Annotated in this window: 14 protein-coding genes and 3 pseudogenes; 13 read left to right on the top strand and 4 right to left on the bottom strand. The window is 72.1% G+C overall.

The features are described 5' to 3' along the window. Nucleotides 1–177: 177 nt before the first annotated feature. Nucleotides 178–807, top strand: coding sequence for an HAD-IA family hydrolase (locus CLT68_RS31100; protein WP_099856289.1), 630 nt, complete (start codon nt 178–180; stop codon nt 805–807). A gap of 13 nt (nt 808–820) precedes the next feature. Here CLT68_RS31100 and CLT68_RS31095 read toward each other — a convergent pair whose 3' ends face one another. Further along, a complete protein-coding gene (locus CLT68_RS31095) occupies nt 821–1,756 on the bottom strand; it encodes a phosphotransferase (RefSeq protein WP_099856287.1) in 936 nt (311 codons plus the stop codon). 211 nt (nt 1,757–1,967) lie between these two features. Here CLT68_RS31095 and CLT68_RS31090 point away from each other — a divergent pair, with 211 nt between their 5' ends. Together CLT68_RS31090 and CLT68_RS31085 are read left to right on the top strand one after the other, a co-directional pair. Further along, entirely contained in the window at nt 1,968–2,447 is a 480-nt protein-coding gene (locus CLT68_RS31090; protein WP_158240973.1) for a GNAT family N-acetyltransferase, read from the top strand. Nucleotides 2,448–2,541: 94 nt separating this feature from the next. Then, nucleotides 2,542–3,684: a polysaccharide pyruvyl transferase family protein gene (locus CLT68_RS31085; RefSeq protein WP_088949547.1), complete on the top strand. Its 1,143-nt coding sequence runs from the start codon at nt 2,542–2,544 to the stop codon at nt 3,682–3,684. A 9-nt stretch (nt 3,685–3,693) separates the two neighbouring features. On the opposite strand, the gene CLT68_RS31080 is transcribed toward CLT68_RS31085, so the two are convergent. Further along, entirely contained in the window at nt 3,694–3,900 is a 207-nt protein-coding gene (locus tag CLT68_RS31080) for a hypothetical protein (protein WP_088949546.1), read from the bottom strand. A 101-nt stretch (nt 3,901–4,001) separates the two neighbouring features. On the opposite strand from CLT68_RS31080, the pseudogene CLT68_RS34055 reads away from it, so the two are divergent. The 4 genes and pseudogenes from CLT68_RS34055 to CLT68_RS31065 all read left to right on the top strand — a co-directional run. Next, nucleotides 4,002–4,124: pseudogene (locus CLT68_RS34055) on the top strand (mycothiol transferase); the annotation flags it as partial. 114 nt (nt 4,125–4,238) lie between these two features. Next, nucleotides 4,239–5,190: pseudogene (locus tag CLT68_RS34050) on the top strand (serine/threonine-protein kinase); the annotation flags it as partial. A gap of 71 nt (nt 5,191–5,261) precedes the next feature. Continuing rightward, a pseudogene (locus CLT68_RS31070) lies at nt 5,262–7,427 on the top strand (DEAD/DEAH box helicase); the annotation flags it as partial. A gap of 79 nt (nt 7,428–7,506) precedes the next feature. Then, nucleotides 7,507–8,415: an SWIM zinc finger family protein gene (locus CLT68_RS31065; protein WP_099856282.1), complete on the top strand. Its 909-nt coding sequence runs from the start codon at nt 7,507–7,509 to the stop codon at nt 8,413–8,415. A gap of 4 nt (nt 8,416–8,419) precedes the next feature. Here the strand turns inward: CLT68_RS31065 and CLT68_RS31060 are convergent, their stop codons facing one another. Continuing rightward, entirely contained in the window at nt 8,420–8,677 is a 258-nt protein-coding gene (locus tag CLT68_RS31060; RefSeq protein WP_088949542.1) for a DUF3040 domain-containing protein, read from the bottom strand. Nucleotides 8,678–9,108: 431 nt separating this feature from the next. On the opposite strand from CLT68_RS31060, the gene CLT68_RS31055 reads away from it, so the two are divergent. Genes CLT68_RS31055 through CLT68_RS31035 form a run of 5 tightly spaced genes read left to right on the top strand, consistent with a single transcriptional unit; the run spans nt 9,109 to nt 15,416 of the window. Then, nucleotides 9,109–11,208: a DUF1800 domain-containing protein gene (locus CLT68_RS31055; RefSeq protein ID WP_099856281.1), complete on the top strand. Its 2,100-nt coding sequence runs from the start codon at nt 9,109–9,111 to the stop codon at nt 11,206–11,208. A gap of 8 nt (nt 11,209–11,216) precedes the next feature. After that, nucleotides 11,217–12,599: a DUF1501 domain-containing protein gene (locus CLT68_RS31050; protein WP_099856279.1), complete on the top strand. Its 1,383-nt coding sequence runs from the start codon at nt 11,217–11,219 to the stop codon at nt 12,597–12,599. After that, nucleotides 12,596–14,014 carry a ferredoxin reductase family protein gene (locus CLT68_RS31045; protein WP_099856278.1) on the top strand — a complete coding sequence of 473 codons (1,419 nt, stop codon included), beginning with the start codon at nt 12,596–12,598 and terminating at the stop codon, nt 14,012–14,014. Before CLT68_RS31050 ends, CLT68_RS31045 begins: the two co-directional genes overlap by 4 nt. Before the next feature lie 12 nt (nt 14,015–14,026). Further along, entirely contained in the window at nt 14,027–14,641 is a 615-nt protein-coding gene (locus tag CLT68_RS31040) for an FMN-binding protein (RefSeq protein ID WP_099856276.1), read from the top strand. A gap of 49 nt (nt 14,642–14,690) precedes the next feature. Continuing rightward, nucleotides 14,691–15,416, top strand: a complete 726-nt coding sequence (locus CLT68_RS31035) for an FAD:protein FMN transferase (RefSeq protein ID WP_099857845.1) — start codon at nt 14,691–14,693, stop codon at nt 15,414–15,416. A gap of 276 nt (nt 15,417–15,692) precedes the next feature. Here CLT68_RS31035 and CLT68_RS31030 read toward each other — a convergent pair whose 3' ends face one another. Continuing rightward, entirely contained in the window at nt 15,693–16,364 is a 672-nt protein-coding gene (locus CLT68_RS31030) for a bifunctional DNA primase/polymerase (protein WP_088949537.1), read from the bottom strand. Between the two features lie 248 nt (nt 16,365–16,612). Here CLT68_RS31030 and CLT68_RS31025 point away from each other — a divergent pair, with 248 nt between their 5' ends. Further along, entirely contained in the window at nt 16,613–17,842 is a 1,230-nt protein-coding gene (locus tag CLT68_RS31025) for a helix-turn-helix domain-containing protein (protein WP_099856275.1), read from the top strand. The last annotated feature ends 5 nt before the right edge of the window (nt 17,843–17,847 follow it).

Below are 17,847 nucleotides of genomic sequence, written 5' to 3'. Positions count from 1 at the left end.
GCGGATGGTTGAGGCCCCCTGCCGAGCCGAGGACACCACCCGTCAGATTCGCGCAACTTCAGTGTTGTTGCTGCCTCAGCAGTCGGTGAGGCAGCAGGATCCCCGAAGGTGCGCGGATCTTGGGGCGGGGGAGCGGGACGGCTATCGTCGTCTGACGAGCATCAGGGGGAGCGTGGCGTGACACTGGCAGGCATCGGCGCGGTGCTGTTCGACATGGATGGCACTCTGGTCGACTCCGACGCCGCCGTCGAGCGGGCCTGGGAGCGGTGGGCCGTCGAATACACCGTCGACCCCGCTGCGGCGCTGGCGATCGCCCACGGCAGCCCCGCCGATCGGACCATCCGCCGGCTGCTGCCCGCGCTCGACGACAGCGCGGTCACCGCGGCTGCGGCGCGGCAGCTCTCGTTGCAGTACGACGACCTGTCCGACGTGACGGCCACCGTCGGGGCGCACGACCTGCTGAGCGCGCTGGCCCGTTTGGGGTTGCCCTGGGCGGTGGTGACCAGCGCGGACGCGCGACTGGCCGAGGCTCGGCTCGGTGCCGCCGGCATCGTCGCGCCGGTGCTGGTCACCGTGGAGGACGTGCGGGTGGGCAAGCCGGACCCGGAGGGCTATCTGCAAGCCGCCGCTCTGCTGGGCGTGCCCGTGGCGCGGTGCCTGGTGGTCGAGGACGCCGAGGTGGGGCTGCGGGCTGGGCGGGCGGCCGGTGCGATGACCGCCGCGCTGAAGGGCCTCGACGGCGATCTGCGCCTTGCCGACCTGGCGCAACTGGCACGCCACCTGCAGTCGACGCCGACGGCGCCCTGACCCGCCCGCCGGGTCACCGGAGTCGGGTGGCCAGCCACGGGAGCAGGGCGTCGGCCTGGGCCTGCTGAAACGCGCGGACGGTGGGGATGCCCTGCGGTGGCGGACGACGAGCGCCGTCGGCGAAGAACCCGGCCAATCCGGCGTACACGCCGGTGAGCGTCATCGGGTCGACCGCGGCGGTGATCGGCAGCCGGCGCAGCAGGGACTCGGTGTCGTGCCCGCCGTGCAGCCGGACGTTGACCAGCAGCAGCGCGGTGTCCAGCCAGGCCGGCCCCCGGCAGGCCCACGGCCAGTCGACGACGGTGACCGTGCCGGTCGCGTCGAGCAGCAGGTTGTCGGCCCGTACGTCCACGTGGCAGAGCGTGTCACCGGTCAGCGCGGCGATGCCGTGGTCGGCGGCGGCGCGCAGCTGGTCCAGGTGCTCCCGGGCCCACGGGTCCAGCACAGCCGGTGGGTCGGCGGCGATCCGGTGCCACCCGGCGAAGTCCTCGGCCAGCAGGTCGGCGGCGGTCGGCACGTGCGTCACCGGGCTCGGGGTGAGCACGGCGGCCATCACCTCCAATGCCTTCAGGACGCGGGTCAGCTCGTCGGCCCGCCACGGGGTGGCCGGGTGTCGACCGTCCACGTCGGAGAAGACCAGCGCCACCCACTCGCCGTCGTCGTGGCAGCCCAACAGGCGGGGCGTCGGTGCCGAGGCCGGCAGGGCGGCGGCCGTACGGGCCTCCGCCCGGTGCATTCCGGGGCTGTCCGGGTTCTGCGCCGGGCTGATCGCCTTGACGAACGCCCGCAGGCCGGTCGCGGTGCGGACCCGGTCCGCGGTGCCCGGCGAGTAGCCGCCCGGCTGGGACACCGCCTCGACCACCCGGTCGCCGATGATCTCCTGCACTGACGTCCGGACCCGCTCGGGCAGGTCCGTCCAGCCGATCCGGTTGGTGGTCTGCTGCGTCACCTACTCACCGTGCGCCCCGTCCACGCCGCCGGACAACCCATTTCCCCTCCGGTGGCCACCCCCTCCGGATTGTCGAGGTGGCCGTCGCTGACGTGAACTCGTCATCATGGCCGGGTCGCCCACGCCTGGCCGTCCCGCCGTGGCCAACCCGGTGGCGTGTCCGGGCGGGTTCTGCTGCACTGCCCGCTGGCAACGACGAAGGGGAGCGACTGTGGAATTGACGTTGACGCCGATGACGGCGCAGGAGCTGGCCCGGCTGCTGGTGTCGCTGGAGCAGGGGTACGCCGATGACCTGGTGGCGCACCGTGGGATGACCCCGGAGGCGGCCCTTGATCGGTCGAGCAGCCAGATCCGGGAGTCGCTGCCGGCGGGCGCGGCCACCGAGGGGGCGCTGCTGCGGATGGGCCGGGTCGGTGACACCGAGGTCGGCTGGATCTGGGTGACCCTGCCGACGGCCGCCGCCCCGGACCAGGCGTGGATCCACAACATCGAGGTGCACGAGGAGCACCGGGGACACGGGTACGCACGCCGGATGATCCAGCTCATCGAGGTCGAACTCGCCCAGCTCAAGGTGCCCGAGCTGGGTCTGAACGTGTTCGGGACGAACACCGTGGCGATCGGGCTCTACCGCAGTCTGGGCTTCGAGGTCACCTCACAGCAGATGGCGAAGCGGATCGACCCGGCGGGCTGAGGTCGGAAGCAAGGCCCAGGACGGTCCCCCCGGCAGGACTGTTCACCTGCCCAGCGGGAAACCGGCGCGGACCGCACCTGGGGAGGAGCGACGGATGACGCACGGTGCCGGACTGACCATCGGTGTGCTGGGCTCGTACGGTGGGCGAAACCTCGGCGACGAGGCGATCCTCACCGGCCTGCTCACCGATCTGCGTACGCAGGAACCGAATGCCCGGATCATCGTCTTCTCCCGTAATCCGGAGCACACCCGGGCCGCCCATCCGGACGTCGAGGCGGTGCCCTGGGAGGGCGTCAGCCGCACCGACTCCGCCCTGGTCCTGGCCCAGCTCGACCTGCTCATCCTGGGCGGCGGTGGCATCCTTTACGACCGGGAGGCTCGCCGTTACCTGCGGGTGGTCCGGGTCGCCCAGGAGCGGGGCCTGCCGCTGATCACGTACGCGGTGGGGGTCGGGCCGCTCAGCGACGGGGTGGACACCGGCATGGTCCGGGAGACGCTCTCCGGCGCGACTCAGGTGACCGTCCGTGACCAGGAGTCCCGGATGGTGCTGGAGGAGGCTGGCCTGCTCAACCCGATCACGGTCACCGCGGACCCGGCCTTCCTGTTGCAACCGGAGGAGTTCCCGGCGCACCTGCTGGCCGAGGAGGGTGTGCCGGTCGGCAAGCGCCTGGTCGGGATCAGCGTTCGGGAGCCGGGGCGGGCCGCCGAACGGCTGGACGTGGACGGCTACCACCGGCTGCTGGCCCAGATCGGTGACTTCCTGGTGCACCGGATCGACGCGTACGTGCTGTTCGTGCCGATGGAACGCGACGACATCCGGCACGCCCACGGCGTCCTGTCCCACATGGTCGCCGCCGAGCGGGGCCGGATCCTGCACGGCACCTACTCGCCGCAGCAGGTGCTCGGGCTGATGCGCCACTTCGACCTGGCCGTCGGCATGCGCCTGCACTTCCTGATCTTCGCGGCGATGGTCGGCACACCGTTCCTGCCCCTGCCGTACGCCGGCAAGGTCTTCGACCTGGCCCAACGACTCGGCGTGCCGGCCCTGCGCGGTGTCGAGCGGGAGGTCGAGGGGCCGCTGCTGGCCGAGGTCGACCGATTGTGGGACGAGCGGGAGCAACGCGCCGAGGCCACCGCCCGCCGGGTGGCGGAGGTGTGCGAGCAGGCGCGGGGCACCTCGGAGGTCACCCGTGGCGTGTTGGAGAGCCTGCGCAGTCAGGCCCTCACCCGGGTCTGACCTGGGCCGTCACACCGCCGGGCCGGTCCACCGGTAGCGCCACTCGCGGGCCTCTTCCCGGGCGGTCTCCAACTCGTAGATCTGCGCGTCGGCCAGCCCACCCGAGCCGATGTGGTGGTGGGTCAGCGGCGGACGGCCGTTGCTGTCCAGTTCGACGGTGATGGTCTGCCCGTCCGCCGTGCCGCCGACGAGAAGGATCTGCACGGATGAAGCCATGCGCCCATCCTGCCCGTAGTGCCGCCCGCCCGCAGCGGATAGCGGGGCAGCGGGGAGGCCCGCTTCGTGACTACGGTCGGCGGATGGAGCAGACGATCGATCCGACGCTCGGTCCGGTGCTCGCCCGCACCGCCGACGAACGCGCCGTCGAGGAGACGGCCCGGCACGCGGGTCACGCCGACATCCTGCGCGAGCTGACCGACGGCGAGTCCGGCGCGATCTGATCTCCGATCACGCCCGGGCGGCCTTTGACGGCGACGCGGTGAGCCCTGGGTGGGATGCGCCGGACCCGCAGGGGGCCGCCTATCCTGGGCGCGGGCGGCGACGAGGGGGAGCAGGTGCTGGTCATCCACGGGCTGTGGCTGCCCGGCGACAGCCCAACCGGCGGTCTCGCCGTCTGGGCCGAGGACAGCGCCGCGCCTTCCGCACCGACCCGTTCCGGTCGGTCACCCCGGGAACGCCCGCACCCCTTCGCCGCCGGGCACACCGACCTGGTCGCCGTCCTCGCCGACGCCGCCGAGCCGGCCCGCCCGGACACCGCGCTGCTCACCCTGCCCACCCGGGCCGGCGCGCCGACCGACTCACCCGAGCTGATCCGGACCGCCGTCGCACCCCCGACCCGCGGCCGGCTCACCCTGGCCGGGTGGCGGGTCCCCGTGCTGGTGTACGCCCCGGACGACGCGCTGCCGCTCCTGCGCGCCCTGGACGAACTCCCGGCGGTGCCCGGGGCCACCCTGCGTCACCTCGCCGAGCTGGCCGACTTCGCCGCCGACCTGGTGACCCGTGGCCGTGTCCTCCCCGGCGTCCGCACGACGGAGCCGAGCACACCGTCAGGCGCCGAAGCGCGGTCGGCCGCCGAAACGCCGTTGGAAGCCGGGGCGCAGGTGCCGGCGCTGGCGGTCTGGCGTCCCCTGCTGACCGGCACCGACGCCGCATGGGCCCGTTCGCTGGCGCTGGCCCTGCCACCAGCCGCCCGAGCCGTCACCACCACCGGGACCACCGGCCCGGTTGATGGTGAGCTGACCGCTGCCGACGTGGTCGCGGATGCGCTGGACGCGCTGACCGACGCCGCCGCGCGGGCCGCTCTGGCGACCACCACCCTGGCGCGTGGGCTGCGCCCGGGTGGCCCGGCACCGGCGTGGTTGGCCGCGCTCGCCGGGCCCCGGCGCGACTTCACCGTCGACCCGACCGCGTTGGCCACCCTGCGCGACGAGCTGGACAACTGGCAGCGCGACGCCGCGGGCGGCCCGGTGCGAGCCAGTTTCCGGCTGGTGGAACCGGCCCCCGACGAGGTCACCGAACCGATCCTGGCCACCCGCCCGGCGCCGACCGACGTCGTCCCGGCGTCTGTCGAGCCGACCGGCGGTGGGCGCTGGCGGTTGGAGTTCGGGTTGCAGGCCGCCGACGAACCCGGCCTGCACGTCGACGCCGGGCAGGTCTGGCGGGCGCCGCAGACGCTCGGCGGCCTGGCCGGTCGGACGAGCAGCCCGCAGGAGACGCTGCTCGCCGAGCTGGGCCGGGCCAGCCGGCTCTGGCCGGATCTGGACGCCGCGCTGCGGACCGCCGCCCCGGAGGCGATGGACCTCGACGTCGAGGGGGCGCACCGGTTCCTCAGCGAGGGCGCTCCGGTGCTGCACGCGGCCGGTTTCGGGGTGCTGCTGCCGTCCTGGTGGCAGCGCCCGTCGGCGCGGCTCGGCGCCCGGTTGCGTGCCCGCAGTCGCACCGCGCCCGGCACTGTGGGTGGCACCGAAGCCGGCGTCGGTCTGGACGCCCTGGTCGACTACCGCTGGGAGGTCGCCCTCGGTGACCATCCGCTGTCCGCCGACGAGTTGGCGACGCTGGCCGAGTTGAAGACCCCGCTGGTGCGGCTGCGCGGCCGGTGGGTGGAGCTGGACCCGGGGCGGCTCGCCGCCGGTCTGCGCCTGCTCCGTTCCGCGGGTGAGTTGACCGTCGCCGACCTGCTCCGCCTGGGGCTGGCCGACGGTGAGGCCACCGGGGCGCTACCGGTGCTGGAGGTGAGCGCCGACGGGGCGCTCGGCGACCTGCTCGCCGGTGCGGTCGAGCGCCGGCTCACCCCGCTGGATCCGCCGCCGAGCTTCGTGGGGACGCTGCGGCCGTACCAGCAGCGTGGGTTGGCGTGGCTGGCCTTCCTGCGCTCGCTCGGGCTGGGTGGTGTGCTCGCCGACGACATGGGGCTGGGCAAGACCGTCCAACTGCTCGCACTGCTCGCCGGGGACCCACCGGAGGCCGGCCCGACCCTGCTGGTCTGTCCGATGTCGCTGGTCGGCAACTGGCAGCGGGAGGCGGCACGGTTCACGCCGACGCTGCGTGTGCACGTACACCATGGGGCGGAGCGGGCGCGGGGGGCGGAGTTCACCGCGGCAGCGCACGGCGCGGACCTGGTTCTCACCACCTACTCGGTGGCGGCCCGCGACGCCGTCGACCTGGCCGGCATCGACTGGCACCGCGTGGTGGTGGACGAGGCGCAGGCCATCAAGAACGCGTCGACCCGGCAGGCCGAGGCGGTCCGCGCGCTGCCGGCCCGGCAGCGGGTGGCGGTGACCGGTACGCCGGTGGAGAACCGGCTCGCCGACCTGTGGTCGATCATGCAGTTCGCCAACCCGGGTCTGCTCGGCCCGGCGGCGACGTTCCGCAAGCGGTTCGCCGAGCCGATCGAGCGGCACGGCGATGCCGAGGCAGCCGAGCGGCTGCGCCGGATCACCGGCCCGTTCGTGTTGCGCCGACTCAAGACCGACTCGTCGATCATCTCGGACCTGCCGGAGAAGCTGGAGATGGAGGTTCTCTGCAACCTCACCGCCGAGCAGGCCGCCCTGTACCGGGTGGTGGTCGACGACATGCTCACCCGGATCGAGACCAGCGACGGCATCGAGCGACGTGGCCTGGTGCTGGCCACCATGACCCGGCTCAAGCAGGTCTGCAACCACCCGGCGCAGTTGCTCCGCGACGGCTCGGCGCTGGAGGGCCGCTCCGGCAAGCTTTCCCGGCTGACCGAGATCGTGGAGGAGGTGCTGGCGGCGGGGGAGCGGGCGTTGCTGTTCACGCAGTACGCCGAGTTCGGTGCGATGTTGCGCGGTCACCTGTCGGCGCGCTTCGGCCGGGAGGTGCTGTTCCTGCACGGCGGCCTCGGTAAGGCGGAGCGGGACGCCATGGTGCAGCGCTTCCAGTCGGCGGACGGTCCACCGCTGTTCGTCCTCTCCCTCAAGGCCGGTGGCACCGGGCTCACCCTGACTGCCGCCAACCACGTGGTGCACGTGGACCGGTGGTGGAACCCGGCGGTGGAGGACCAGGCCACCGACCGGGCGTTCCGGATCGGGCAGCGCCGACGGGTGCAGGTTCGCAAGTTCGTCTGCGCCGGCACTGTGGAGGAGAAGGTCGCCGCGATGATCGCCGACAAGCGTGCCCTCGCCCAGCGGGTGGTGGGCACCGGCGAGCAGTGGATCACCGAGCTGTCCACCGGCCAGTTGCGCGAGCTGTTCGCCCTGGAGGCCGGGGCGGTGGTGGAGTGATGAGCGAGCGGAGCGAGCGAACCATCAGACACAGCAGCGTTGTGCCTCGCGGCAGCGCGGAGCGCAGCGGAGCTCTGGCGTGAGCACCGACAGGTTCGCCGACTACGGCCGCCCTCGCAAGGTCGACGGGGGTCTGCGGGCGCGCAGCGCCCGGGGCGCGATCGGCCGGTCCTGGTGGTCCCGGCGTTTCCTGGAGGTGCTGGAGTCGTTCGCGCTCGGCACCCGGTTGACCCGCGGCCGGTCGTACGCGCGGGCCGGTCAGGTGCTCTCGCTCGACATCACACCCGGGCTGGTCAGCGCGGTGGTGCAGGGCTCCCGGCCGCAGCCGTACCAGGTGTCCATCGCGCTGCGGCCGTTCCCGGCGGCGCTCTGGTCCCAAATTGAGGAGGAGTTGGCCGGGCAGGCGTTCTTCAGCGCCCGGCTGCTCGCCGGGGACCTCCCCGACGAGCTGGAGGAGCTGTTCGTCGCCGCCGGCGCGCCGCTCTTCCCGGCCGCCGTGGACGAGCTGACCCAGCGGTGCAACTGCCCCGACTTCGCGGTGCCGTGCAAGCACCTCGCGGCGACGTTCTATCTGCTGGCCGAGGCCTTCGACGCGGACCCGTTCGAGCTGCTGCACTGGCGCGGACGGTCCCGCGCCGAGCTGCTCGCCGAGCTGCGCGCCCGTCGGGTGCAGGCCACCGGCGCCGTCCCACAGCCCCAGCCGGTCCTCGCGGTGTCCGAACCGGACACCGACCAGTCGACGGTGGACGTCGCGGCCCCGGTCGGCGCGGCCCGCGCGCTCGCCGGGCTGTCGACGACGCCGCTACCGGAGGCGGCTGACCGGTTCTGGCTGCCGCCGGTGCCGTTGCCCGATCGGCCGCCGCGACTGGCGACCGGTCCCGACCTGCTGCTACGCCAGCTCGGGGCGCCAGCCCCAGCCATCGGCGGGCCGGGACTGCTCGAACGGCTACGCCGCGCGTACCGGGCGTTCGGCCCGGGCGAGCGGTGAGCCGTCACGTCCAGCGGCGGCGGAACCGCCACATGATCGCGGCGTTGACCACGAGCACCACCGCGCAGATCGCACCGGTCATCCGACCGGCGAACACGGCGATCGCCGGCAGCGACGCCCACAGCACGATGGTCAACAACATCAGATAGCGGCCCCTGCGGGCCCGGACCCGGTGGTCCAGCCGGGCGAAGAAGGCCGGGTCACTCTCCCGGAGCTGACGGGTGATCTGGTCGAACCTGCGCTGATCCTCTTTGCTGAGCATGGCGCTGCCTTCCCCTCACGCGTTCAGCGGTTCCGCGGCATACCCGCTGCGGCAGCGGCTCACGCTCGACCGCCGCTGCTACTTTTCCTCCACGTGAGGGCACCTCATGTAAGGCTTATCTGAACCTTAAGTTTGTCTGTGGTGGTGAACGGCGCGGAAAGTGTCGCGTACTGCCGTGTGGTCCGTTCCGTGCCCGGCTGCCGCGCGTACGCCCTGCTGGGGAGGTCCGCGCCGGTGCCCGGTCAGACATTGGTCGCCGACGTCGTACTGAGCGCTGTCTTAAGTGCCCTCACGAGGGTGATCGGCCCACCTTGAAGGCCCATGGGGCCTTGGTTACCTTGCCGTAGCAACCCCCTCAGGCAACAGTCGCCGCACCTGCCGCACCTGTCCGGTCGCAGCTTCCGGCGCTCATCAGAAATCGGGATTGGTACATGGCCGACCAGAATGTGCCACCACGTCGACCGCGGGACGACCGCGGTTGGGACGGACGCCAGCACCACAACGCGGACGGTTACGGCGACCCCAACACGCCCGCGCCCTACGGGTACGACTCGCCCCACCCCTACCAGGGCGGCTACCCGGCGCAGGCCGACCCGCGTGAGCAGTACGGCGAGGCTTACCCGCCCGCCGGGCACCCCGCCCCCGCCCCGCGCGGGCCGCAGTGGGTCGGCCCGGAAGGGCTCGGACGCCCGGCCCCGGCGCGGCCCGCCGGCAGCGGACTGCCCACCCTGGACGATGACGACGAGCCGGGCCGCAAGGTCGGCCGGCGCAAGGCCATGGTGGCTCTCGGCGGCACCGCCGCCGTCGTCGCCGGTGGCGCGGCGCTCGCCATGACCCCGCAGATCCGCGGCCTCTTCGGTGACGAGGCGGCGGCCGGTGACGCCACCGGCAGCACGGTGACCGACGGCACCGCGGCGCGGCCCAGTGGCCAGCAGCCCAGCACGGTGCGTACCTACACCGAGCAGAACGAAAGCTACATGGGCTCCCGGGCCGGCGAGGCGCTGAAGAAGAACGCGCCGGCCGGTGGACGGAGTTTCTCCGGGCCGGCCGCCGCCGCCGCGGCGACCCAGGTGACAGTGAAGACGGTGCTGGCCAAGGATCCGATCCTGCACCTGGCCCGGCGGACCACCTTCGGGCCGACGCCCGCGGTGATCGCCGACATCAAGAACCAGGGCATCGACGCCTGGATCCGCGCCCAGATGGACCCGGAGAAGATCGCGCCGAGCAAGGCCGAGCTGAAGCTCGCCGAGCTGCCCACCCAGAAGCTCAACGTGCAGCAGTTGCGCGCCCAGCGGGACCAGCTCAACGAGCAGGGCGCCCAGCCGGAACGGGAGATGATCGACGCCACCATCGCCCGGCAGATCTGGTCGAAGCGCCAGCTGTTCGAGGTGATGGTCGACTTCTGGAACGACTTCCTGCACGTCGCCGCCGACTTCGACGGTGGCGAGGCGTACCGCAACTCGTTCGACCAGGACGTGGTGCGCAAGTACGCGCTGGGCAGCTACCCGGAGATGCTGGTCGCCGCGAACAAGCACCCCGCGCTGCTGATCTACCTGAACCAGAAGGACTCCCGCAAGGACGCGATCAACGAGAACCTCGCCCGGGAGAACCTCGAGCTCTACTCGGTGGGCGTCGACGGCGGCTACAAGGAGCCGGACGTGCGCCAGGCGGCCATGCTCCAGACCGGCCGCGGCATCGACAAGGACGGCAAGTACGTCTTCAAGCCCGAGCAGCACTACGTCGGCAAGGTGAAGATCCTCGGCTTCACCCACGCGAACAACTCGACGGACCCGAAGAAGGCCGACGCGGCGATCGACGCGTACATCACGTACATCGCGCTGCACCCGTCGACCGCGAAGTACGTCGCGCAGAGCCTGGCGACCCGCTTCGTCTCGGACACCCCGCCGAAGTCCCTGGTGGACCGGCTGGCCAAGATCTACATCACCAACAACGGCCTGATCAAGCCCGTGCTGATGGCGATGTTCTGCTCCTCCGAGTTCTGGGCCGGCGTGGGCCAGAAGGTGCGCCGGCCGATGGAGTACCTGGTCGCCACGTACCGCACCCTGGGTGTCTCGCCGGACGCGTCGCCGAAGCACAACAACGGTGACAGCAAGCGCACCCCGTACGCCCGCGGCCTGCGGCAGATCCACGACAAGCTGCGCGAGCTGGGTCACTACCCGATGGGTCATCCCACCCCGGACGGCTACCCGGACGTCTACGTCGCCTGGACGTCGGCCGGCACCATGGTCAACGGCTGGAACGAGGCGGGCGAGGTCCTCGCCGGCTACCGCACCGCCTTCACGTACACGGCGCCGGAGAAGCTGGTCGCCAAGCCGCCGGCCACCGCCGGGGCGTACGTGGACGCGCTCTCCCAGCGGCTGGTGGGCCAGAAGCTGAGCACGCGGGAAAAGAATCTGATCCTCGGCGTGGCCGGCGTGCCGGCGACCGCCAAGGTCGACGCCACGTTCAACGGGGCCATCACCGCCGTCGCGCGGGCGATCCTCGCTTCCCCCCAGCACCACCTCCGGTGAGGCACCCGATGGAGAAGACTGTGTACAACTCTTTCCCCCTGCACCCCGAATGCCCCGACGTGCGCCGGCTGGCCGACAACCCGGCCGAGGCGTTGCTGCGCGCGGAGGCGGACATCGTCGCCGCCGAGAACGCCGCGGAGCTCGACCGCTACCGCACGCTGGAGAACCTGGAGGAGGCCCAGCAGGACGGTCGTGGCGTCACCCGGCGTACCTTCGTCGCCGGTGCCGCGGCCACCGCCACCGCCCTGGCCACCGCCCAGTTCGTCACCACGTCGGCGTCGTTCGCGGCGACCAAGACGGGCACCCTGATCCACGTCTTCCTCTACGGCGGGCTGGACGGGCTGAGCCTGATCGCACCGAACAACGACCCGGTGCTCGCCAAGGCCCGCCCCGACCTGCTGCTCGGCAACGATTCGCTGGCCCTGGGCCGCGGCTTCAAGCTGACCAGCGCCTTCAAGCCGTTGGAGAAGTGGCTCGGCGCCGGCCAGTTGGGCTTCATCCCGGCGGTCTCGGACGAGCGGCTGTCGCGCAGCCACTTCCAGGCCGCGGACGCCTGCAACCTGGGCGGGCTGCCCAACGAGACCGGCGGTCGCGGTTGGCTGGACGGTCTGGTCGACAACCTGGGCAAGGGCACCGCGTTCCGCAGCGTCGGCATCGGCAGCACCCTGCCCCGCTCGCTGGTGGGTAACAACGGCGCGATCTCGCTGAACAACATCGGATCGTTGCGGCTCAACGGTGACGAGCGGTTCCGGGCCGCCACCGAGAAGGCCATCAAGGGGCTGTTCACCGGGATCAACCACCCGGTCGAGGAAGCCGTGCAGGAGGGCATGGGCGCGCTGGCCACCGCCCAGAAGCTCGCCGCCAAGCCGTACCAGCCCGTCGAGGGCGTCAAGTACGAGGGCGTCGGCAACGCGTTCAAGCAGCTCGCCCAGCTGATCAAGGGCGGCGCCAACGTCCGGGTCGCCACCGTCGGCATGGGTGGCTACGACACCCACGAGAACCAGGGCACCAGTGCGGGCGGCCAACTGCACCGCCGGTTGAACGAGCTGGCCAGTGCCATGGCCGCGTTCTTCACCGACCTCGGCCCGCAGGCCGCCGACGTGACGATCATGGTGTCCAGCGAGTTCGGCCGTCGGGTCGGCTCCAACACCGGCGGCACCGACCACGGGCACGGCGGGGTTGTCACTTTGCTGTCCGGCAAGAAGCTGGCCGGCTCGCTGCTCGGCACCTGGAACGGCCTGGACAAGCTGGACTCCGGTGACGTGCCGGAGTACAACAACATGTTCAACGTCTACGGCGCTGTGGCTCAGGGCCGGTTCGGGCTCACGAACGCGGAGGTCGAGAAGGTCTTCCCCCGCCAGAAGTACGCCCCGATGAAGCTGTACGCGTGACGTACCCGCACACCCACGCCGCCGGCCGTCGTACCGGGACCTCGTCCCGGCACGGCGGCCGGTCGGCTGCGCCCGTACCCCCGCAGATCCCGGACCGGCGCGGACCCGGCGGCCGGCGGCTGCTGGGCGTGCTGCTCCTGGTCGGCCTGGTCGCCAGCGTGCTGCCGTGGTGGCTGGGCACGTCCGCCGGCTCGTTGAAGACCACCGCGGCGACCGTCACGGCGGCGGGCCGGATCACCGGGCTGATCGCCGGCTACCTGCTGCTGGTGCAGGTGCTGATGATGAGCCGACTGCCGGTGCTGGAACGGTGGATCGGCGGCGAGCAGACGGCCCGCTGGCACCGGGACATCGGTGCCACCCTGCTGGTCACCGTGCTGGCGCACGTGTCGCTGATCCTCGTCGGCTACGCCGACCTGCGTAAGCAGTCGGTCCTCGCCGAGGTCGGCACGTTGCTCGGCGAGTACGAGGACATGGTCTCGGCGTTCGTCGCCGCCGGCATCATGATGCTGGTCGGGTTCAGCAGCATCCGGGTGATCCGGCGGGCGTTGCCCTATGAGATGTGGCACCTGCTGCACCTGTCCAGCTATCTGGTGCTGCTGCTCGGCTTCGGCCACCAGTTCACCCACGGCGCGCAGCTGTACCGGCCCGGCCCGGTGCGCACCGGCTGGATCGCGCTCTACCTGCTGGTGGTCGCCGCCCTGCTCTGGGGTCGCGTGATCGCGCCGCTGGCGTTCAACCTGCGCTACAAGCTGCGGGTCGCCGACGTGGTCGCCGAGAGCCCGGACACCATTTCCGTCTACCTCACCGGGGAGCGGCTCGGCCGGCTGGCGATGCTCGGCGGCCAGCACTTCCGGTGGCGGTTCCTCACCCGGGGCTGCTGGTGGCAGTCGCACCCGTTCTCCGTCTCGGCCGCCGCCAACGGCCGCTGGCTGCGGGTCACCGTCAAGGTGGTCGGCACCCACACCGCCGACCTGCGCGACCTGGAGCCGGGCACCCGGGTCTGGGCCGAAGGTCCGTCGGGCACCTTCACCGCCGCGCACCGGGTCCGCGAACGGGCCCTGCTGATCGCCGGCGGCAGCGGCATCACCCCCATCCGGGCGATGCTGGAGGAGCTGCCCCCGGGTGCGGCCCTGATCTACCGCGCGAGTACCCCGGCCGACGTGCTGCTCAGCCGCGAGCTGGACTGGCTGGCCCAGGAGCGCGACACCTCCGTCTGGTACGTCATCGGCTCCCGCGACGACCCCGGCCCCCGCCAGTTGATGAGCCCGGACGGGTTGCGTCAGCTGGTGCCCGACGTGGCCCGCCGCGACGTCTACCTGTGCGGGCCACCCGGGCTGGTGGAACAGTCGGTGCGCGCGCTGCGCCGAGCCGGCGTGCCCCGACGGCAGATCCACCTGGCCACGTTCGAGTTGTAGGAGAGGCATCCCATGCGTCGCGCGTTCCTCGCGATCACCGGTCTGGCCGCCAGCACCACCGCGCTGGTGGTGTTCAAGGGCTCGACGAGCGCCACCCCGGTCGCCCAGAACCTGCCGACCGCCCAGCCGGTCAACCCCGCCGGGCCGGGCACCGATCCCAGCGCCGCCCCGGACGCGCCGGGTGCCGACCCGGCGGGCGTAGCGCCGACGTCATCAGCCAGCGCGGGGCCGTCGACGTCGCCCAAACCCGGCAAGACCACCGCCCGCCCGTCTGCCACCAGGACGACGAAGGCCCCCAGCGCCCCGCGGACCACCAAGGCGCCCCAGTCGACCACCCGCCGGGTCACCGGCGCCGGCTTCGACGCGAAGGACGGCAGCGAGAACTACGGGTACGTGCAGGTGCAGATCGTGGTCTCCGGTAACCGGATCGTCGAGGCCGTCGCACTGTCGCTGCCCACCGGGGGTGAGTCCGACATCCACAGCGGCGACGTCAGCAACCGCTACGACGGCACCGGCGGCGAGGTGGTGCAGAAGCAGAGCGCCAACCTCAACACCGTCTCCGGCGCCACCGAGACCAGCAACGCCTACAAGCAGTCCCTGCGGTCCGCCATCGAGCAGGCATTCTGACGTGCCGGCCGCGCTGACCCGACCCGGGCTGTGCCGGGTCGAACAGATCATGGGTACGGCGATCACCCTGGATCTCGCCGACGACCTGCCACCGGCGGCACTGCGCGAGCTTGCGGACCAGGTCTTTGCCTGGATGCGTGAGGTGGACGCCCGGTTCAGCACCTACAAGCCGGACAGCGAGGTGGGCCGCTTCGACCGGGGTGAGGTGCTGCTCTCCGAGGCGTCCGCGGATCTGCGGTTCGTGCTGGAGGCCTGCGCCGACCTGTGGGGCGCCACCGACGGGTTCTTCGACGCGTACGCCACCGGGCGGCTCGACCCGTCCGGTTTCGTCAAGGGCTGGGCGGCCCAGGTCGCCTCGGACCGCCTGCTCGCTGCCGGTGCCGCGAACCACTGCGTGAACGCCGGCGGTGACGTGCGCGTACGCGGGCTCTCGCCGTCGGGGGAGCCCTGGCGGATCGGCATCCGGCACCCGTGGGACGCGATGTCGACCTGCCTGGTGCTCACCGGAACCGACCTGGCCGTGGCCACGTCCGGCGTGTACGAGAGGGGCCGGCACGTGCTGGACCCGCGCCGGGGCGCGCCGGCCAGCGGGTTGCGCTCGGTGACAGTGGTCGGCACCGACCTGGGGGTGGCCGACGCGTACGCCACCGCCGCCCTGGCCATGGGGACCACGGGTCTGGGCTGGCTGGACCGTCTGGACGATGACCACACCCACGCCGTCGTCACCGACGACGGCCGCCAGTACTACTCCGCCGCCATCCCGCTGACCGACTAGACGCGGGCCCTAGCGGACCGGGCGGTGGGTGCCGGCCGGGCGGGACCCGGTGGGGCGTGGGCGGCCGGGGCGCGATCCGGACGGTCGGGTGCCGGCCCAGCGGTGTCGTGGGTGGTTGCGCCGGGGCGGCTCGGTGCCGCCGGGATGAGAGGCTCTGTCGTCCGTGGACATCGTTCCCCCGTTCGTGGCGCGCGTTCGCGCCGTCCCCCTGTCAACGAGGACCGGCGCTCCGGCGACGCTGTCGGGCACCGGATGGAATCGTCGACCGGGCCTGTTTCACATGCCTCGTCGGGGCAGGGGCAGGTGACCGGGGAGCAGGTCGGGGGTGAGCGTCACCCCGGTGGCGCGCAGCGCCCCGATCAATGTGTTCTGCACGAGGTACGAGTCCGGGAGTTGCCAGCGGGCCTGCTCGGGGGCGACCGCCCAGCGCACAGTGCCCTCGGGCAGCCGGGTCGGCGGCGCGGGGATCCACGAGCCCGGGCCGTGCCGGACCACGTGGAAGCAGTGCTCCAGCTCCGGTCGGAGCGGGTCGCCGGGGCGGACCAGGAACATCCACCGCCCGGTGGGAGTGACCAGCACCGGCCCGCGTACGCCGGTGCCGGCGGGGTGGATCTGCACCGCGTCGAGCACGTGCCGGCCGAGGTGGGCGGGCACCTCCAGCACGTCGAAGGCCCGGCCGGTGGGCAGCAGCACCCCGTGCGGGCGGCTGCGCCACCAGGTCGCCACCCGGGCCGGGTCGGCGCTGGCAGCCAGCTCCCAGTTCTCCAGGGCGGGGTGGCAGCCCACCGTGGGACAGCCGGCCCGGCCGCAGACGAAGCGACTGCGGGCCAGGCAGGCACCCGGGGTCACCTCCCAGCCGTGTGCGGCGTACCGCATGGCGACCCGGCGCAGCCGGACCCGTTCCAGCGGCGACAGTTCGGCCACGCGCGGTGCGACATTTCCCCACATGTGTGCCATCTCCCCTCTTCTGGCCCGGCGGTCGCCAGGTCGCATGTCGAGCACCGTCACTGCCGTAACCCACGATCGTTGAGGTTGACGAACGGCTCGTGCAACTTGCACGAAAAGTACGAGGACTGGCTGTACGGCTGACGTACATCGTGTGCGACCAGCGAAAACCTGAAAGTGAACGACAGTCGCCGCACCCGCGGACATCGCCTCGACTCAATGGGTCCTGGGCGGCAGGGGAGGATGGGCAGATGGACGAGCTACCCATAGGACGGCGAGTGGCCTACTGGCGGGGGCGACGCAAGATGTCGCAGCAGGTCTTCGCCGACCGGCTCGGCAAGTCCAAGAGCTGGGTGGACAAGGTCGAACGCGGCGTCCGTCGACTGGACAAGTTCTCCGTCCTGTACGAGATCGCCGACATCCTCCAGGTGGACGTCCAACTGCTCATGGGCAAGGACCCGGAGCGCCGCACCGACGCGCTGAACTGCATCGACCAGATCGAGGTGCAGGAGATCCGGGCGGCGCTGGAACGCTACGACTCGATGAGCGCGTACTTCGACGCGGCGCCCTCCCCGCCGCCGCTGGACGACATGCGCAAGGCCGTCAACCACGCGTGGCTCACCTACCAGTACGGCCGCTACGGGATGCTCACCCGGGCGCTGCCCAAGCTGCTGCGCGACGCACAGGCGGCCGACGCCGCGTACGGCGGTGAGCGGGCCCCCGAGGCGGCCCACCTGCTCGGGCAGGTCTACCAGATCGCCTCGTCGGTGCTGCGCAAGCTCGGCGAGTGCGAGCTGGCCTGGCTGGCCGCCGACCGGTCGATGGCGGTGGCCCAGCGGGCCAACGACCCGCTGCTGGCCGGGATCGCCACCACCCGCGTGTGCGCCGCCCTGGTCGCGATGGGCCGGGCCCGTCCCGCGCTGGAGTTGAACGTCCAGATCGCCAACCGGCTGGCACCGGGCGGCAGCAACGAGGTCTCCCCGGCCCGGCTGTCCGTCTACGGGATGCTGCTGCTCCAGGGTGCGATGGCCGCCTCCCGCATCGGTGACACGGCCAGCGTCGACGACCTGATCAACTGCGCGCAGGAGGCCGCCACCCTGCTCGGCGGCGACCACAACCACTACTGGACGTCGTTCGGCCCGACGAATGTCGAGCTGCACCGGGCCGCCGCCGCGGTGGAGCTGGGCGACGGCGGTCGGGCCGTGGAGGTGCACCAGCTGCGCATCGCCGAGCCCTCCTTCAACGCGCTGCTGCCCGAACGTCGCGCCCACCACCTGCTCGACATCGCCCGCGGGTACGCCCAGATCGGCGACGTGGCGAACGCCGGCGAGATGCTGCTGCTCGGTGATCGACTCGCTCCGTCCGAGATCCGTTGCCGTCCGATCGCGCACGAGGTGATGTCGGACATCCTGCGTCGCACACGTGGTGCGCCGCCTTCTCCGGTAGCGGAGTTGGCTGAGCACATGGGAGTAGGGGTATGAGCGCG

This window comes from Micromonospora sp. CNZ299 (genome assembly GCF_002754415.1).
The sequence above is the reverse complement of the archived record's forward strand: the minus strand, read 5'-3'. Positions and strand labels throughout refer to the sequence as shown.

What these genes read in the sequence shown, in the direction of transcription:
- CLT68_RS31085 (WP_088949547.1), top strand. Translation starts at nt 2,542, where the DNA reads ATGACGCACGGTGCCGGACTGACCATCGGTGTGCTGGGCTCGTACGGT.
- CLT68_RS31030 (WP_088949537.1), bottom strand. Translation starts at nt 16,364, where the DNA reads ATGTGGGGAAATGTCGCACCGCGCGTGGCCGAACTGTCGCCGCTGGAA.
- CLT68_RS31060 (WP_088949542.1), bottom strand. Translation starts at nt 8,677, where the DNA reads ATGCTCAGCAAAGAGGATCAGCGCAGGTTCGACCAGATCACCCGTCAG.
- CLT68_RS31050 (WP_099856279.1), top strand. Translation starts at nt 11,217, where the DNA reads ATGGAGAAGACTGTGTACAACTCTTTCCCCCTGCACCCCGAATGCCCC.
- CLT68_RS31080 (WP_088949546.1), bottom strand. Translation starts at nt 3,900, where the DNA reads ATGGCTTCATCCGTGCAGATCCTTCTCGTCGGCGGCACGGCGGACGGG.
- CLT68_RS31025 (WP_099856275.1), top strand. Translation starts at nt 16,613, where the DNA reads ATGGACGAGCTACCCATAGGACGGCGAGTGGCCTACTGGCGGGGGCGA.
- CLT68_RS31035 (WP_099857845.1), top strand. Translation starts at nt 14,691, where the DNA reads ATGGGTACGGCGATCACCCTGGATCTCGCCGACGACCTGCCACCGGCG.
- CLT68_RS31040 (WP_099856276.1), top strand. Translation starts at nt 14,027, where the DNA reads ATGCGTCGCGCGTTCCTCGCGATCACCGGTCTGGCCGCCAGCACCACC.
- CLT68_RS31055 (WP_099856281.1), top strand. Translation starts at nt 9,109, where the DNA reads ATGGCCGACCAGAATGTGCCACCACGTCGACCGCGGGACGACCGCGGT.